Source organism: Paenibacillus sp. J22R98, assembly GCF_059383835.1.
On the sequence record NZ_JBXENW010000007.1, the window covers coordinates 112,638 to 129,969 of the forward strand.

Sequence of the window (17,332 nt, forward strand, 5' to 3'; positions counted from 1 at the left end):
TTCATCCTACCTCCCCGCGAAATCGCACTCGACTTTCAGTTCCCGCGCTTCGGCGAAGGATCTTTTCTCACCGCTTGGCAGTGTGATCGTAACCGGAATGCCGGCTGGACCATTCACTTGCATCGTAAAGCGGCTGCCTTCTTGCTGCCAAGCTACTTCAACGAGACCATGAGGGGTTGATGTGCTTCCTTTCGCCCAACTGAGCGGCCCGATTACAGGTGAAATATCGATTTCGGCAAAACCGGGAGACAGCGGCTTAATGCCAAGGATTTCGGCAGGGAATTCATAGAGCGGCAAGGCTCCCCAGGCATGGCAATCACTGCGTTCCGACACGGGATCTTCCACCCAAGCCGTCAAATGCAGATCGACCTGTTTACGCCATGAATCCCACAGCTTGAACGTTCGCTCATACATACCCGTCATCGCCAGCGCACGGAACAGATAGTACGACATCGCCGTCGAGATTTGCGCGAGGTCAGCGCCGTCTCCTTCTCCGTCCAACATCCGCACGGTCAGCGATTTCGCTTCATCTCCGACTACCGTTCCTGTAAGTACGGCCCACATTTGCGCATGCTGGCTGTAAGCTTCCACGGCTGGACCGTCGCGGAACATCTGCCGTGGCTCCGACCAGCAGTGAAGGCGAACAGCATCGCGTACGGACGCTGCCCGCTCGCGATATTCCGCACCCGTTTCGCTTCGTCCGGTCCACTCATTCAGCTCCGCCGCTTTAACGAGCGCATCCGCATACATGAGATTGTACACCGTAAGAGGACCGCGGCGTGCTGCATGCGGCGCACCGGCATTGTCCTTCCATGCCATTGTCCAATCGACGAATGACCAATAGGCCGTCGGGATTTGCCCAACGAGTCCGCTCTCCTCACGGCGATTCTCGAACCAGCCGAGCACCGCATCCATCGTCGGACGATACGCTTTCACTAGCGCGGCATCGCCGTAATGGCTGTAATGGTCGTACACCATCATGAGCCAAAACAAAGCAAAACCCGGGATGACCTGTCTGTCGACAGACGGATAACGGCTTTGCAGCATGCCGCTGGGCAGCAAGGAGCTGTGGAAGTCGCGAATCGTCTTCCGGCCAAGCTTGTCATCGCCACTTACGGAATAGGTAAACAGCGCTTGAAGACGGCTGTCCAGCTCATACTGCATTTGCTCATAGAATGGGGTATCCTCATACGTTTCGTGCATACAGCCGCGTAGTGTATTTAAGCTGATCTCCCACAACGGAGCGAATGTAGGATCCGATCCATCAAACGCCGCCAATTCCTCCAGCGGATATCCGCTTTGGCGGTAGTCGATACCGGCCAGCGTAACGGGCTCATCTCCCGCTTGCAGCGTCAGACGAATGAAACGGAACCCTCTTCGGTGTATAGGCTCGTACACTTCACTTCCAGCCCTATTCGGATCGCCGACTCCGGCAAGTGAATAGAAGTCCTCGAAGCCATAAAGCGACTTGCCTTCTTTATCATCGCGAACCCCTTTGTTGCGGGTGCCATCTTCACCGGGAGGGAGCTCGTAGGATTCGGCATAGAGTACGGATGCCTGTGCGCCTCTGCCTCCATAGAACTGGACGCGCGGATATCCGCTTGTCATACGTGAAGCATCCAGCTCGACAATCAGCTTCTCTCCCGGAGCCAGCACCACGCCGAATACCTGTTCCGGCGAATCGCCTTCGCTCCATGTCTGATTGCCGCTCCGCGCCTGCATAACTCGCGTAAACGAACAAATAGTCTCTCGCATGAACGGGATCGACCGTTCGGTTAACTGCCAATTCGTCAATTGACCGTACATGCCGTCCATAATTTCGCTGACGACCACTGCATTTGCCCAGCCGCTGTCATCATAATCAGCATTCATGAATCCGATCGGCAGCTCGCTGCCCTTGACTCGTTCCCCGCCGCCAATAAATAACGTAAACGTCTCCCGCTCGAACGTGAATGCTCCTGCTGCAAGACGCAGTGCCTGCCAGCGTGTATCCGTGCTGACATCCTCCAGTATATTGCCCGCCCCATCTGCCAAATGGCCATCCAGCAGGAAGGCTCCCCGATCTGACCGCCAGACAGATGCAGGTCCGGTTCGACCGGCATAGTAAATGACCTGGGCCGCCCATACATTCTCCCCGTCACGGAGCTTGTCCGTCACGTCGATCACTTCGTAGTAGTGCGTGTTCATGTCCCCTTTAAGCGGACCGCTTACGAGCGATTCTCCATTCAGCCAGATCCGATACCGGCTGTCTGCCGAAACGCGTACAGTCAAACGAGTGTCCGACTTATCCGTAACGTGAAAGCTGCGGCGAAAATAAGCCAGCTCCGGCTCCCTATCACCCGCAATCTGCTCGATGCCGGTACGGCTCGGCCAGATCCATCTGGCCTGCCAATTGAGGTTCTCTTCCATGCTTGGATTCCAACTCCTTCTCATAGCTCATGTTCGCCATTCCTCTAAGTAAGTTGCCATCAGGCTGTCATCTTCCATTATAAAGAAATTCAGAGTTTCCATCAGCAACAATCTCTCAACACGCTATTCGCGAATAATTTATCTATTTAAGCTAATAAATGGATAGATAGATGTGCCTCGGGCACCTATTATTCCTGCATAATCATTCACACGCTGCAGAATCAAATGTTATAATAATCATTAAATATTACGAAATTGTTAACCTTCTTTTTTCGTTTATCTAAAATTCGTACTCGACCGGGAGGATAACATGTCAGCTACAATCAAGGATGTAGCGAAGATGGCGGGCGTTGCCGTTTCGACCGTCTCCTACGCACTGAACAACTCGCCTAAGATCAGTGAAGAGACGCGCCGTAAAGTCGTTCGGGCCGCAGAGGCGCTGAATTTCCGTCCAAGCGGGGCTGCTCGCAATTTAAAGAAACGCAAGAGTGAAACAATCGGACTATTCCTAAACGATCTTGGCGGTCCTTTCTACAGCCAGGTCATTGAAGGCGTCCAAGAAATTGTAGCCTCACATGATTACAATTTAATCGTCTGCAGCACCTATGGCGGCGAGAACAGCTCCGCACATCGTTTCTTAAGGGAAAAATTTGTTGATGGCGCTATCATCATGGGAACCGCGATCAGCGACAGCCTTATCCTTCAAGTGGCCTCCGAATCCTTCCCTATTGTCGTTCTCGATCGGGAGCTAAGAGGCGATTACGTACATAATGTCCTCATTACCAATGAGCAAGGCGGTTATGATGCGGTTGCGCATCTGATCAAGCTGGGGCGACGCAACATTGAATTTCTGAGCGGACCAACGGCAGCCTTCGATAATACGCAGCGATACGAAGGCTACAAACGTGCTTTGCTTGAGCATGACCTGCCCGTCCCCAAGCGGATTGCAATGCACGGACGCTTCCTCGAGGCCGGCGGTTATCAAGCAGTCAAGCTGCTAATTGCAAGTAAGCGGCTGCCGGATGCTATATTCGCAGCCAATGATGAGATGGCTATCGGCGCTATTCGTGCCCTGCACGAAGCAGGCCTACGCGTGCCTGAGGATATTGCCATCGTCGGTTTCGATAACATTAACTTAGCCCCTCTAATCAGGCCCGCTTTATCGACGATCGGCCATTCTAAATTTGAGGTTGGCGCAATTGCCACCCAGCTCGTCTTCAATGCACGCAAGGAAGAAGATTCCATTATCCTTCCAACCCAGCTTATCGCGAGACAGTCCTGCGGATTCTCGGGCGGCGTGAGTGAACAGGATCATGACAACCTGGTTGCTTCCATCCTCCATGTCGGGGGACGAACGAAACAATAAGCATCAAACAAAACAAGGAGCTGCAGATGCAGCTCCTTGTTGCTATATATGTTGATTTATTTTTTAAAGGTAACGCTTAGATTAAGCTTCTCATCGACGAACTTATCGACGAACGCACGGGCATCCTTTTTCTCCCGATCTGCTTCTGCTTGCGTTAGTTGCTTGTTAGCCACAAGTTTCTTCAACTGCGCGTCCACATCAATGAGCAAAGCATCGATGAGCTGCTGACGGGTAAAGCCTTTGTCTTTGGCGATATCGCTAAGTGATTTACCGGAATGAACAAGCTCTTCGAATGCGGCTTTATCCAGTCCAAGGAACTCGATCGCTGCTTTCATATTCAGACCATACTTACCATCCGATTGTTGCTTATTTAGAGGCTCGTTTACAATCCGAGCTGCCTCGAAGCTGATCTTCTTCTTCCGATTATTCTTCTCTTCATCCGTCAGTTTCTCGGAGTCGTCAGACTTTTGCAGGCTGCTCAAAAGCTTGTTCGTCACGTCATCGATAATCGGCTGAATCGCGATTCCCTTCTCTTTCGCAAGGTCAGCGAGCGATTTGCCGTCTTCGACTGCCTTCCCATAGGATGCTTTGTCTAGACCGAGCTTCGATATCGCAATTTCGGCTACGTCGACTCCCACGCCGCCGCGATCCACTTTAATAACCTGTTCTCGCTTAGCAGCTTTCAGTTGCTCCGCTAGTGGCTCCGTTACAATCCGCTTCGCCTCAAGGCCAACCTTCTTCGTAATATTGCTCTTCTCCTCAGCCGTCAACTTCTCGGCATCTTTGGGCTTCTGTATACCTGCCAGCAGCTGTTTGGTTAATTCGTCGATAATCGGCTGAATCGCGATCCCTTTTTCTTTCGCAAGATCGGTGAGCGATTTGCCATCTTTGACCGCTTTCTCGAAGGCAGCTTTGTCCAGACCGAACTTCGTCACGGTGAACTCAGCGATGTCGATTCCAAATCCTCCATGATCTTCGATATAAACCGCATTGCTCTTATTATCCTTCAACTGCTCAGACAGCGGCACGGTGACAACCCGATTCACTTCGGTGGTGACTTTCAGATTAATATTGTTCTTCTCTTCGTCCGTCAATTGCACCTCGGAGCCTCGGGACTTCTGTATCTCTGCCACCAGCTGCGCAGTCAATTCGTCGATGATCGGCTGAATCGCGATCCCTTTCTCTTTCGCAAGGTCTGTAAGCGATTTGCCGGCTTTGGCCGCAGCCTCGATAGCTGCCTTGTCCAGCCCGAGCTTCGTCACCGCGAGTTCGAGTACGTCAATTCTTGCATCCTTCCGTTCCGATTTGACGCCGCTTTTGTTGATCGAAATCACATGATATTTCTTGTCCGGGTTTTTCTGGCTTGCCCCATCTGCTGCCGCATATGCCGATACCGGAATCGCTACAGCCAGTGCAATGGCCGCTCCGGCCAGCTTCCACTTCTTGTTCATGGTGATGTTAACCTCCTGTACCTTAATTCCGCCCATCTGGCGGTTACAATACTGATTCTATCGGGACATTCTGAAACTAATCTGAAACGTTCGGCATGTTCACGCGAAACGTTGTGCCGACCTCTGGTTCACTCCATACCTGCAATCTTCCTCTATGAGACAGAACAATTTGCTTCGCAATGGCAAGACCGAGTCCCGTCCCTTCCGAGCGGCGAGTACGAGCTTGATCCAAACGATAAAACCGCTCGAATATACCGGTTAAATGCTCCTTCGCAATGCCGATGCCGGTATCGGTTACCATGATTGCGGCTTCATCCGGCCCGCATTCGATCGCAACGGTGACTGTGCCCCCCGGACGATTGTACTGAATCGCATTCTCCGCGAGAATGAACGTTAGCTGCCTGATTCGCACCTCATCGCCGCAAAATTCCCTCTCCACCGTCTCGGAGCTTTCCGCTAAATGCAAGCGCACCTGCTTTCCCTGTGCAATCGGCTCCAGCTGCTCCAAGACTTGCAGAACCATGCCGCGCAGCGAGAACGGCCGCTTCATAATTTCAATCCGCCCGTTCTCGCTGCGTGCAAGCGTCAGCAAATTGTCGACAAGTCGGATCAAATGATGGATTTCCTTGCCGGACTTCGCAAGCACATTCCGGTAGAACTCAGGCAGCGTCTCTCGCTGTTCATTAAGCACCTCCACGGAGGACCTTAATATGCTGAGCGGAGTACGCAGTTCATGGGATGCATCTGCCGTGAACTGCTCTTGGCGCCGGTAAGCATTGAATATCGGAACCATTGCCCGGCCTGCAAGCAAGTAGCCGGCAGCGGCTCCCGCGAGCAGCATAACGAGGGCAAAACCTGCGAACGCCCATCGCAATTGAACAAGCAGGGCGACGTCGCTTGTCACCTCCTGCGCGACGATGACTCGATATTCATCACCGGTTGAGGCGTTGATTGTCAGCCCTCCAATGCGAAACGTTCTACCATCAGACCGCACATTGTGATACTTATCATCCGGCTTGCTTAGTATGTTCGGAAGCAGCGGCAGAATGGGAAAGTCGCTTGCAATAAGACTGCCATTCTTACCCCCGGGAGATTGAAGCAGAATTTCCCCTTGATCCGAAACAAGCCAAGTCATCTGATTGAGTTGCAGCCCCGTCGGCGAGAAAGCCTCGTTAAGCTTCTTGTCATTCATATTCTGGTCAAACAATACAGCCGCTTTCGGCGAATCCAGCAGTTGTTGAAGATCCTTGGCATACTGATGACTAAGTGATCGCAGCTGATTATTCTCCGTTGACGTAAGGATATATTGGACCATCCAATGCGCGAAGAAGACGGTAACGAGAAGAATAATTCCGATCGTGATTGAAAATTGCCGTGTCAGCTTGGTCTGCGTTCGTTTAAACATGATGCTCCCCGCCGTTCTGCGAGAGTCGGTAGCCTGCGCCGTAAACGCTGTGAATGCATTTATGCTCGTACGGCCCGTCCACTTTCTTGCGAAGCAGCTTGACCGTGGCATCCACTGTATTCAGTGTTACCTCTGCTCCCACACCCCAAACTTGATCCAGCAGCTGCTCGCGCGACAGCACCTGCCCTTCATGACGCATCAAGCAGACAAGCAGCTGAAATTCTCGCCGGGTTAACGTAATCGCGGCTCCACCGCGCGTCACCTCGAACCGATTCAAATGGGCAACCAGCTCGCCAACCTGCAAGGAATCGGATTGAATCACACGTTCTTGACGTCGGAACAATGCGAGAAGCCGTGCTTCTAATTCTTCGAACGCAAACGGCTTGATCATATAATCGTCCGCGCCTGCGAGCAATCCTTCTACTCGATCCTGAACGGCGTCCCGCGCTGTAAGCAGCAGAATCGGCGTATGATCTTCCTTCTTCCGAGCTGCGCGAATCAGGTCCATCCCCGTTGCACCGGGAAGCATCCAATCCAGCACATAGACGTCATATCGGCCGGGACCCATTGCTTGACGCGCTTCTGCCCCATCCTTCATCCAATCCACAACATGATAACGCCGCAGCAGCTGATGCTCTGTCAGCTCTCCCAGCGTCTCATCGTCCTCCGCAAACAATATCCGCAACGTCTGTTCCTCCTATGTAACCGTAGACCCTTATAATCGTCGAAAATATAGCTCCCATCATTATACCTGCAAAAGATGAAAGAAATCTGAAAAGCCATAACGAAAAAAGCTTAATCCGTTATCCCCTTTCAGGAATTGGATTAAGCTAATTCATGTTTATTTTAGAGTGGTTTTGGTCATTCCTGCCCGGCGCGCACCGATGATAAAGACGGAACTATACCGAATGAGCAAATATAGAACCAGTGCAGCTTGCGGAATGGCGGTTTCGAGGGTCGGGTAGATCCCCAGTGCATTCACGGAGAAGCTTCTTGGCAGCGAATGAGCCGGTACCCATGTTGCTACCTGCAGCGAATGAATGCTTTCGCCGATGAACCGGAACACCAGCAAGTAGATGAACGCCGAGGCCGTCAGGAAGAACGGACGAAGCGGCAGCTTCACGCTGTACTTGATCATCAGTACGGCAAGAATCAGGAGTAACAGCAGCGCCACCGCGATACCGAGCAGCATTTGCATCGGATCGATCGACGGGGCCATTCCGACATAGAATATAGCCGTTTCTGCTCCTTCACGGAAGATGGAAAGCCCCGATACGACAAACAAAGACCATAAGCTGCCCTTTGCCAAAGCGCCTCCGACTTGTTTATCAATGAATGCATTCCATGCGCGGATATTCGATTTATTATGGAGCCAGTTTCCCACCAAGAGCATGAAGAGAACCGCGGCGAGACCGCTTAAGCCTTCGATTTTCTCCCGCATAGTGCCTGATATCGCTTGCGAAACCGCATAGGTCAGCACGACCGCCATAATAGCGCTTAGCAGCAGCCCCATGCCCGCTCCGCCCCAAATCCATTTGCGCTTATCCGCATGCCCGGCCTTGTTCAAATATGAGATGAGAGCCGCCAGAACCAGAATCGCCTCAAACCCTTCTCTGAGCAAAATCGCGCCTGCATCGAAAGCGTTATAACTCGCTTCCTCCAGCATCGGTGCCAGCTGTTCCTTCATTTCTGCAATAGTTGCACTGGCTTTCTCCGTTTCAGGCGGGTCGGATAGCAGATAACCGGCCGCTTCCGTCATCCGATTCTCGATATCGCGATAAACGGTAGCCGATCGCAGCTGAACATCCCCTTCAACGCTCGGCCACATCCGGATGAAAGCTTGCATCTGGCCGTTCGCTTCCGCTGCATGCCCTGCTTTCGCATCCGCCTCCGCTTGACTCAGCACCTCGAATGCATCGGTAAGCGTTAAACTCGTATCCACGGATGCCTGCGCGATTTTGCCGGATGCGTAATCCTTAACCTGCTGCAGCAATGCGGCGGTTTCCGACTCCGCCTGCGCGGCGCGCGGAGGGTCCGAGCGTAGTGCAATTCGAATCATGCTCATACTCGTCTCAAGTGAAGCGTATACCGTAACATTATCGCCTCGAATCGGCTGTTCAATCTTCTTCCAGCCGCTGTCGATCTGTCTGTAGTCCGCATTCGCTGCTGACCAAGCAGCCGCCTTAATATGCGTAGTCAACTGATCCAACAAGGGAATCAGCGTTGCCGCAGCTTCAGGACCGGACATCTGCGACTTGCTGCTGTTCGCTTTGGAGTAGGCATTGATCGCCTTCGCGGCTGCTGCCAATGCTTTCTTCGCTGCAGCCGGATCACCTTTCGCATCGGCTACCGCTTTAGCAGCGTGAGCAAGGGAAGAATTCACATTCGCAGTCAACTCCGAATTCTCGGCTTGAACGTCTACCCACAGCTGGTTCGCCTCAGCTAACGCATCCTGCGCTTCCGTGAATTTCTCTTGACCGATATCTACAAGGGCATCGCCGATCAGAGGGAGCATACGTTCAACGGGGGTTTGTTCCCCTGCTGCCATTGCTATACTTCCCAGAGGAAACCATAGCATAAGTGCTATAAAAACAATGGGGAGCAAGCTTGCTCCCCGCTTTATCCAATGCTTGGATGGATGAGACCTTAACTTCATGTATCTATTCCCCTTCTGATCACAACAGTGTGTCCCCAATATAGCCGCCTTTGCGTACGCCTGGGAAACAAGCAAATACAGCACTTCCATGGTGAAGGATGTACTCGTTCAGCTTGTCGGTCGCAAGCCGCTGCTGCATTGGAATAAACTGTTTGGCAATGTCGCGTTGGTAGCTGATGAACAGAAGTCCCGCATCCAATTGTCCGGTCACATTATCGAGCCCGCTTGAGTACGAATAGGAGCGCCGCAAAATCCGAATCGAGCTGTCGCCTCTTGCCAGGCGCACATGGGAATCCATTGGGATTAACGGTTTTCCTTTCTCATCCTTCGCGGCAAGATCCACCTTATCCAGCTCATTCTGACTGCCAATCGGTGCTCCGCTGTGCCGATGGCGGCCAAAGGTATCTTCCTGATCCTTAAGCGTCGAACGATCCCATACCTCAACGCGAATCCGAATGCGCCTCACCACCATATAGCTTCCCCCTGCCATCCATGGAGCGCCATCGCCCGCCCCAGCCCAAACGACCTCATTCATCGTCTGCGCATCACGAATATCGGGATTGCCGGTACCGTCCTTGAAGCCCATGAGATTTCGCGGTGTACCGCCGGACGGATCTGACTGACCCGTCCGTTGAAAGCCCTCTTGTGTCCAGCGAAGCACGGCCTTCCCACGCGCTATGCGAGCGAGATTGCGAATCGCATGGAAAGCAACCTGCAGATCATCGGCGCATACTTGTACGCCGATATCTCCACCCGTCCATTCCTCGCGAAGCGCATCTCCATTAAAGAGCGGCAATACAGCGAAGTTCGCCGGGCGTTTCCCTGCAAGACCGAACCGTTCATCAAAGAAGCTTGGTCCTACCCCGAACGTAATCGTCGTACGGGAAGCATTCAGTCCAACCGCTTCTCCGGTATCGGTCGGCGGCACGTTCTCGTTCTCATGAACCGGCTCTCCGATTAATTGTCCGCGGGTCATTGCACCGGAAGCTTCCGTCCACTTCTTGAACAGCTCGCGTACATCCGCAATATCCGTTGTTTTCAAATCGAATGCGGCAAAACAAACAAAATTCTGAGAAGGCGTCGTAATGCCCGCCTGATTCGGACCGTAGAACGCAACAATCTCATCGTCAGACGACGAGGTCTCGTTGCCAAGCAGACGTCCGCTTGCTTCCAGCAGCCCGCCTGTTCCAAGGCCGCCCAGCAGAAGACCGGCTCCGCCGATACCGGCCATCTTAAGCAGATCACGCCGGCTGACCGGCTTTTTCCAAATTCCGCCTTGCCCCTCTTCCGGATGCCCCTTCTTCATATCCTGGTCCTTCATATCTCATTACGCCCCCAAAATAGTTCCCATCTGTGAAAGCGGCTCTGCAAGCGCATCAAGAGATTGACTTAGCGATTTGGTATCCGCATCCTTTAATTCGGTAAACAAGACAAAACCATCGCCTGATTTGTATTTATCCAGAAGACCTTCCAGATCCGTAAAACGTTCACCGATTTGCTTCTCAAGATCGGCATCCTTCTCCGCAAGAGCTGGCTTCAGCAGTTCATAGATTTTCTTCGCGCCTTCTACGTTTGCTACAAAATCATAGAGGTCCGTGCGGGAATAACGCTCTTCTTCCCCGGTCACCTTCGAGGAGGAAACCTCGTTAAGCAGTTCCACGGCTCCGGTCACAAGCATCGTGCTGTCAACTTCAACGGTTTCCATCAGAGCGCGAAGCGCTTTAACATCGCTGAGCAGGCGATCCGCGTACTCTGTCATACCGTCAGTCGTGTTATCGGCCCACAGCGCTTTCTCAATGCGATGGAATCCGCGCCAGTCCGCATCTGCCACATCGCCTTCACGTGCATCGATATTCGGATCGAAATCGCCAAGCGACTCCGCGATCGGTTCAATACGCTCATAATACATACGCGCAGGGGCATAAAGCTTCTTAGCCTCATCGATATTGCCTGCTTTCACGGCCGTTACGAATTTCTCCGTATCCGCGATCAATAGATCGCACTGTTCAATGCCGTAAGTCTGATATTTAGCTTGCGCCTCCGTCAAGTCAGCAGTTCCTTCTACATTCGCAGCTGCTGCATTCGTCGCATTGGACACATTAGTCGTTTTGTTGTCATTCTTACCGCAACCGGACAATACGATTGCCGCTGCAGTAATTAGAATTGCACCTCTATACCAAGCTTTCATCTTTACATCCCCCTAGTAATGATAATCAATCTCATTATAAGCCTGTAGAGGCTGAATCGTAAATCTCTCTTGTGAACGATTGGTGAATAAACTTTTTCCATCTCGCCAAAACACAAAAAGATGACCTCTCATTAGGAGAGATCATCCTTCCAATCACTTGATAATGCCCGTATTTGCAATATGGACTTGAACTTCCGTTTTGATCTTCACTTCCTTGTATGTTTTCTTCCAGTCGATCGTTTTCCACAGCTTGGAATGATGGGCTTTAAGCCTTCTTCCGATCCCAAGCGCATCGCAATTCGCCTGCTGCAACTTGTTTGTTACGCCTATGGCGCGTTTGTTAAGATTTCTGTTAATCTCCAGTGCCACCTGTTCGCGGTCAATCTTCTCGCCTAGATGGTTCGGAAAACTACTAATGACACCAAATAGCTCTACTTTAACGGCGCATTCGATTTCGGACGTAGATGGATTGACCGTCAACCGGATGGATCTCTTTTCTTTTCGCACTTGATAGTTAAGCAAACTCCCCTCTGCCTGAATGTCCATGTTTGCCATTTTGTTCAGCTTCCCAAGCATGAGCAATAACAATGTACTATCTTCCGACATGAAGGTATGACCCGTGAATTTATCGCCATCGAATAAACCGACACTGTCAATGACCAAGGCTTTATTACCAACTTTATGGATGAGGGGCAGCACCATATCTTCGCCCGTGTCGAACAATGGACTCCAAATCGAATACAGCGTTTGATTCGGAATCACCGTCGTGCGTTCTGACCCGTTAATCAATTGTTTAATGCCAAACGCGATGGGACTATTATCTATTTTTCTGAAAGATAATACTTCGGAACCCTGCCCCTTGCTTATTAAAATATTCGAGTTCAGATATCCTTTCGGATTACGATAAATGTACTCTAAGGGAACCTTTATCCCTTGTTTGGCGAGTTCTTCCCCAATGATAACAACATGCATTTTCGTGGCTTCAATGGTACCGGGAAGCATACTATCGATTTGCATGCCGGTATTGGCAATCGATGGCCCGGTTGCTTGCATCTCTTGATCCTTTACATCGAATTGACCGCCGCCTTTGCTATTCAGCAGGATTGTTTTTACGGTCGTCGTTAATTGATTGTTTTTATCCAAATCCATGCTAATTCCGTTTACCATCTTCTTCGTGGATAAATATTGGGCGTCCCAGCAGCCTGTCAGCATCGTCGCGCATAACAAGCCCCCGACCACAACCAACCATCTTCTTCTCATATTGACCCTACCTTTTCATTGGTTTTAACAAGGAAGGATGCAAGCCAGAGCAATAGCGGCACCGCTGCAATCATGATCAAATAGCCATATTCCAGCCATTTACTTACGAGATTCACATTCTCGATCGTTGTTAAATACCATGCTGCGAAGAAGACAATCCCCGCGCTGAACCACACAAGCTTGCGATAGGAGCTGCGTTTGGTCGATAGGCTTTTCCCGGCGACACATAAATAAGAAACGATGGTAGCGGTCATCGGAATGATCCAAATCGTCAGGAAGATTAAATCCAATCGATCAAATAGCTGAAAGTACAACCCCCGTAATAAGAACAATACCGGTTCATTCACCTGCTCTAACGCCTTTGGACTCAATCCCATTAAGCAGATGAAGACAAAGTAGGTATAAAACAAAGTCACAAAGCCATTGGCGGCTGATATGACAGTCAACATGCCCTTCCGGTTACCTTCAACTTGAGAGTAGAAGAACAGCGTTACCTCAAACCCGAGCATGGAGAAAAACGTTTTTTCGCTTCCGCTGAATATGGGTATCATGCCTGATTGACCTATAGGTAAAATGTTCGACATGTGCATATCATTCTTAAAATTCAGAATGCTCATCAGAATCAATACAACAAACAGGATAGAAGCAAAGGCAAAAAAACGAGCGATGACACGTAAATTATCCAGCGCCAAATAGACGCTTGTCCCGACAATAAGCAGAAGCACTACCCATCCAGGCGTCAATAACAGCATCCAGCTATTAATCAGTTTGGTGTATAGCGAACAAGCATAAGCCGCAATGAGCACGAAAAAAACATAATAAACGACGTTGACTGCCTTCCCTAAATATCGTCCAAGCATGCGAACCGTAATTTCACTTAAAGTGTTGTTCGGAAACTTCTTAAGCAAACGCCAATAAACGAATAGCATCAGTTGAATGACAACCCCGGCAACAATAACCGATATCCAAGAATCCCCATCCGCGATGCCCTGAATTTCAGAAGGTAAAGATAATAAGCCTATTCCAATCTGCGTTTTGACAATCAAAAAAAACAGTTGGGGTTTACTTATTGTCAGCTTCACGGCCGCTTCCACCTCCCGAAAATCGCCTGTTTAATGGGGCTGACTTCCGCTTTATGTGCGCCTTTATTGACCATCCACAGCGGTAGTCTGAGGAATACATCTTTGAAATTCTCTTTGCCTTGAAACGGACCAAACGGCGTGAAATACGGAATGCCAAGTGTCTCGATTTTGCACAGGTGAATAAAAATCAGCATGAGCATAATGGAGATGCCGAAAAAACCGAATAAGGAGGCGGCCAGCATCATCGGAAACCCCAGAATGCGAAGGCTTGTTCCAAATTCGTTTATCGGGGTTACGAAAGACGCGATCGCCGTTAACCCGATGACAACAATCATCGTGTGCGATACCAATTGGGCTTCCACCACAGCCGTTCCGATGACTAACCCCCCAACAATACCGATCGTCTGGGAGATCGGTGAGGGCAGCCTGATCGCCGCCTCTTTGAGCAGTTCCAGAATGATTTGCATCACAAGTGCCTCCAGAATAGGAGGTAAAGGAACGTAGGTTAACGACACCTTGACCGAATACAGAATCCCGATCGGCAGCACTTCAGAATGATAGGTTACGGTAGCGATGTAGATGGCCGGCAAGCAAATGGCCAGAATGAAGCTAATTAACCGAATGAAGCGATAAAAGGAACCGATGATCCAGCGGCTGTTGTAATCATCAGGCGATTGATAAAACGAAAAGAACGTGATCGGCAGCACCAGAACGCTTGGATTGCCATCCACGATAATCGTGATTTTTCCTTCCATCAGGTAGGAAACTGCCCGATCCGGCCTCTCCGTCTGCAGCGTTTGCGGAAAAGGAGACAGCGGATGCTCCTCAAGCATTTCATCGATGTTCCCGGCGGAATACAAATATTCCAGATCAAACTCGGAGAGCCTTCTCTCGCATTCCGCAACGACCTTGGGATCAGCGAAGCCATCCATATAGATCATGGCGACCTTCGTATTCGTAACGCTGCCTAACGTGTAATACTTCACTTTCAACTTGGGGTTTTTCATTCGATTGCGAAGCAAAAATAGATTTGTGCTAAGGCTTTCAATAAAACCGTCATGCGCGCCTTTAATAATCTGTTCGGCTCCAGGCTCTTGTATGGCTCGGTCTTGCGATTTGGCTGCGGGTATCACGATGGCTGTTGAGTCGTTTTCCGTTACAATGACGCAATGACCTTCAAGCATATATTTTCCGATTTGGATCAGATCGGATGACTTTTTGACTTCGACAGCCGTTAACTTCTGCTCGATCTCATCGGAGCTGGATTCCTGCAAGGCATCGATGACAAGCGTTTGAATGGAAGCCGACTGTACGAGTGACTCCAGATAGATCAAAGAGCAGGTTTGATCCGAGCAAGAAAGCTTCTGCATTTTCAGATCTTCCGTTTGTGCGAAATAGTTCTGAATCTGTGCGATCTTCGTATCAAGGTCTCCGGATTCCAATTCAACGGATTGTGGTTTACCGGATTTCCGGATTGTTTTCTTGAAGCGGAACATGCCATCACCACCTGCCGATAGTCAATTATTTCCTTATTGTTTGCAGTCGCGCTTATAATTATGAATACTCACCATCAACGCAAAAAAGCCAGTTCGATCAGCGCTCTGATCGAACTGGCTTTTCCCTTCTAATTCGCCTTTCTCAGCAACACGCGTTCAATCCGCTTGTCGGGCACAAACCAGAGCACCGCAACAAGCGCGAAGAAGAAGCAAGATACCCATGCGTTCAAGTAGGCCGTCACGATCGCTAATAGATAGATCACAGGCGAAATCTTACCTTTGAAATCTCTTCCCATCGCCGCCCGAATCGCAGAGTCAGATGGATGCTGGCCCAGAATCGCGCGCTGCAATAACCAATATGAAAGGGAGGCCAGCAGCAGCACGATGCCATACAACGCTGTTGGCGTGGGAGCAAAGTGACTCTCTCCAATCCACGCCGTAGAGAAAGGCACGAGAGATAACCAGAATAGCAACAGCATATTAAGCCACATCAGCTTTCCGTTCATCGTATGAACGGCGTGAAGCAGATGATGATGGTTATTCCAGTAGATCCCTACGTAGATAAAGCTGAATAAATAACTGAGCAGCTTCGGAGCCAAACTTACCAGCGAATGCCACTCGTGTCCCTCCGGCACTTTCAATTCAAGCACCATGATCGTTATAATGATGGCTAATACGCCATCGCTGAACGCTTCCATTCGATTTGCTTTCAACTTGCACGCACTCTCCATTTATAGATGTATGTCTGGTTGTTTCGACACACTCGGCGGAAACCCTTTTTCACGCACGACAAAAGAAGGCAACCGGCGCGGCTGCCTTCTTTTGTCTATTAAGCGGCGGGTGTATTTTTCTTAGCATCCCAGCCGCCTGTGATTGGAGTCCGTATCCCTTTCGCATCCGTAATCCAATACGTCCACTTGATTTTACCGTAATTCAGCACCACGGTCTCTTCGGTATCATCGAAGGTGTAGCTGTTTAGGGTTACATCTTCAAGCTCGAGCATCAGGAATGGTTGATTCCCATCTGCAGCATTGCGTGTATAGACAAGCTTGCCTTTCGGAATATGTAAGCCTTTCATCGCAGTCAGCATGATCGGTATGGAAGCTGCATCGGTCGATTTGGTAATGGTGAGAGAGGACAGACTGACTTTACCAGCCCCTGAACCTGAACCTGAACCTACAGCAACGGAGCCCTGACTGGATAAGGAGAATGAGGCACCGGTAACGATACTCCACTTTTCATACCCTTTCATGGTAGATTCGCCGGATATCCCATCCAGCTGCAGCAATACGCTGCCGTTACTCGGTGCTGCCGCACTTGCCGGTACAATGCTGAGCGTAGTTAGCCATAAACAAGCAATCAAGACGGACGATAGCAGCTTCTTCAAAAATGATCACTCCTCCTTTGTTATAGATACATTATGTATCAACAAAAGGAGTATGACAATAACTGTTCGTTTCAAACTCGAAAGGTTTTTCCCGATGTGCATGAATTGGTTTTCGATATTAAAAACCCACCATTACTATGGTGGGTTGGTGGATTATAGGTTTAATTCTCATACAGCTTCTCAAGCGCTGCACGCTGCGGTGGTTTTATATTGATTTTGGCGCGAATATCGATTGCCTTCGCTTCCGCTTCTTCAATTCCGGTTGCTTGCGCAAGCTCGATCAGTGTTCCGACCGCTACGACTCCTGTTCGGCCACCTCCGCCGGCGCAATGAAAGGCTACCTTCTTGCCGTTCTTATACGCACCGACAACTTCAGCAATTGCTTTCTTAAATAAGAGATGGTCTTCAGCCGTATTGTCGCCAAGCGGGATTTGAATCCAATCCACATCCGCACCTTCATACGCACAGCCGGTGGACTCAGCACGCAAGTCGATGACGACATCCACCTCTTCGTTCTTGATCATATCCTCTACATCCGCGGCTCCGCCCATGAAGATTCGATCATGGATTAAGGCTTGATAGTTATTCTGTGACATGTATAATGGCTCCTTTGCGTTTTCTTGACCATGCCA

14 protein-coding genes are annotated in these 17,332 nt (G+C 50.3%); 1 reads left to right on the forward strand and 13 read right to left on the reverse strand.

The window, feature by feature from the left end:
- Positions 1–6: 6 nt before the first annotated feature.
- Positions 7–2,409, reverse strand: coding sequence for an alpha-L-rhamnosidase-related protein (locus AC50Y3_RS19945; protein WP_494820476.1), 2,403 nt, complete (start codon positions 2,407–2,409; stop codon positions 7–9).
- A 310-nt stretch (positions 2,410–2,719) separates the two neighbouring features.
- Here AC50Y3_RS19945 and AC50Y3_RS19950 point away from each other — a divergent pair, with 310 nt between their 5' ends.
- On the forward strand, positions 2,720–3,775 hold the full coding sequence (locus AC50Y3_RS19950; RefSeq protein ID WP_494820477.1) for a LacI family DNA-binding transcriptional regulator: 1,056 nt from the start codon (positions 2,720–2,722) through the stop codon (positions 3,773–3,775).
- Positions 3,776–3,831: 56 nt separating this feature from the next.
- On the opposite strand, the gene AC50Y3_RS19955 is transcribed toward AC50Y3_RS19950, so the two are convergent.
- The 12 genes from AC50Y3_RS19955 to AC50Y3_RS20010 all read right to left on the reverse strand — a co-directional run bounded on the left by AC50Y3_RS19955 (position 3,832) and on the right by AC50Y3_RS20010 (position 17,296).
- Positions 3,832–5,226, reverse strand: a complete 1,395-nt coding sequence (locus AC50Y3_RS19955; protein WP_494820478.1) for a hypothetical protein — start codon at positions 5,224–5,226, stop codon at positions 3,832–3,834.
- Between the two features lie 76 nt (positions 5,227–5,302).
- Complete coding sequence (locus AC50Y3_RS19960) at positions 5,303–6,631, reverse strand: sensor histidine kinase (protein ID WP_494820479.1); 1,329 nt, start codon at positions 6,629–6,631, stop codon at positions 5,303–5,305.
- Positions 6,624–7,316, reverse strand: a complete 693-nt coding sequence (locus AC50Y3_RS19965; RefSeq protein ID WP_494820480.1) for a response regulator transcription factor — start codon at positions 7,314–7,316, stop codon at positions 6,624–6,626. Before AC50Y3_RS19965 ends, AC50Y3_RS19960 begins: the two co-directional genes overlap by 8 nt.
- 156 nt (positions 7,317–7,472) lie before the next feature.
- Complete coding sequence (locus tag AC50Y3_RS19970) at positions 7,473–9,179, reverse strand: FTR1 family iron permease (RefSeq protein ID WP_494820481.1); 1,707 nt, start codon at positions 9,177–9,179, stop codon at positions 7,473–7,475.
- A gap of 127 nt (positions 9,180–9,306) precedes the next feature.
- On the reverse strand, positions 9,307–10,608 hold the full coding sequence (efeB, locus tag AC50Y3_RS19975; protein WP_494820482.1) for an iron uptake transporter deferrochelatase/peroxidase subunit: 1,302 nt from the start codon (positions 10,606–10,608) through the stop codon (positions 9,307–9,309).
- Positions 10,609–10,614: 6 nt separating this feature from the next.
- Positions 10,615–11,475 (reverse strand): iron uptake system protein EfeO, encoded by an 861-nt coding sequence (gene efeO, locus AC50Y3_RS19980; protein ID WP_494820483.1) that lies wholly within the window; start codon positions 11,473–11,475, stop codon positions 10,615–10,617.
- A 153-nt stretch (positions 11,476–11,628) separates the two neighbouring features.
- Positions 11,629–12,735 (reverse strand): Ger(x)C family spore germination protein, encoded by a 1,107-nt coding sequence (locus AC50Y3_RS19985; RefSeq protein WP_494820484.1) that lies wholly within the window; start codon positions 12,733–12,735, stop codon positions 11,629–11,631.
- Entirely contained in the window at positions 12,732–13,817 is a 1,086-nt protein-coding gene (locus tag AC50Y3_RS19990) for a GerAB/ArcD/ProY family transporter (protein ID WP_494820485.1), read from the reverse strand. Before AC50Y3_RS19990 ends, AC50Y3_RS19985 begins: the two co-directional genes overlap by 4 nt.
- Positions 13,814–15,313 carry a spore germination protein gene (locus AC50Y3_RS19995; RefSeq protein ID WP_494820486.1) on the reverse strand — a complete coding sequence of 500 codons (1,500 nt, stop codon included), beginning with the start codon at positions 15,311–15,313 and terminating at the stop codon, positions 13,814–13,816. Before AC50Y3_RS19995 ends, AC50Y3_RS19990 begins: the two co-directional genes overlap by 4 nt.
- A gap of 128 nt (positions 15,314–15,441) precedes the next feature.
- The gene (locus AC50Y3_RS20000; RefSeq protein ID WP_494820487.1) at positions 15,442–16,026 is read right to left on the reverse strand and encodes a TMEM175 family protein; all 585 of its coding nucleotides are present in this window, start codon (positions 16,024–16,026) and stop codon (positions 15,442–15,444) included.
- Positions 16,027–16,142: 116 nt separating this feature from the next.
- Positions 16,143–16,700 carry an Hcp family type VI secretion system effector gene (locus AC50Y3_RS20005; protein WP_494820488.1) on the reverse strand — a complete coding sequence of 186 codons (558 nt, stop codon included), beginning with the start codon at positions 16,698–16,700 and terminating at the stop codon, positions 16,143–16,145.
- Between the two features lie 161 nt (positions 16,701–16,861).
- Complete coding sequence (locus AC50Y3_RS20010; protein ID WP_494820489.1) at positions 16,862–17,296, reverse strand: protein-tyrosine phosphatase family protein; 435 nt, start codon at positions 17,294–17,296, stop codon at positions 16,862–16,864.
- Positions 17,297–17,332: the final 36 nt, after the last annotated feature.

Bases quoted from the DNA above. Each gene is read 5' to 3' on its own strand.
- AC50Y3_RS19960 (WP_494820479.1), bottom strand. From the start codon at position 6,631: ATGTTTAAACGAACGCAGACCAAGCTGACACGGCAATTTTCAATCACG.
- efeO (WP_494820483.1), bottom strand. From the start codon at position 11,475: ATGAAAGCTTGGTATAGAGGTGCAATTCTAATTACTGCAGCGGCAATC.
- AC50Y3_RS19985 (WP_494820484.1), bottom strand. From the start codon at position 12,735: ATGAGAAGAAGATGGTTGGTTGTGGTCGGGGGCTTGTTATGCGCGACG.
- AC50Y3_RS19970 (WP_494820481.1), bottom strand. From the start codon at position 9,179: ATGGCAGCAGGGGAACAAACCCCCGTTGAACGTATGCTCCCTCTGATC.
- AC50Y3_RS19995 (WP_494820486.1), bottom strand. From the start codon at position 15,313: ATGTTCCGCTTCAAGAAAACAATCCGGAAATCCGGTAAACCACAATCC.
- AC50Y3_RS20010 (WP_494820489.1), bottom strand. From the start codon at position 17,296: ATGTCACAGAATAACTATCAAGCCTTAATCCATGATCGAATCTTCATG.
- AC50Y3_RS19950 (WP_494820477.1), top strand. From the start codon at position 2,720: ATGTCAGCTACAATCAAGGATGTAGCGAAGATGGCGGGCGTTGCCGTT.
- AC50Y3_RS19955 (WP_494820478.1), bottom strand. From the start codon at position 5,226: ATGAACAAGAAGTGGAAGCTGGCCGGAGCGGCCATTGCACTGGCTGTA.
- efeB (WP_494820482.1), bottom strand. From the start codon at position 10,608: ATGAAGGACCAGGATATGAAGAAGGGGCATCCGGAAGAGGGGCAAGGC.
- AC50Y3_RS19945 (WP_494820476.1), bottom strand. From the start codon at position 2,409: ATGGAAGAGAACCTCAATTGGCAGGCCAGATGGATCTGGCCGAGCCGT.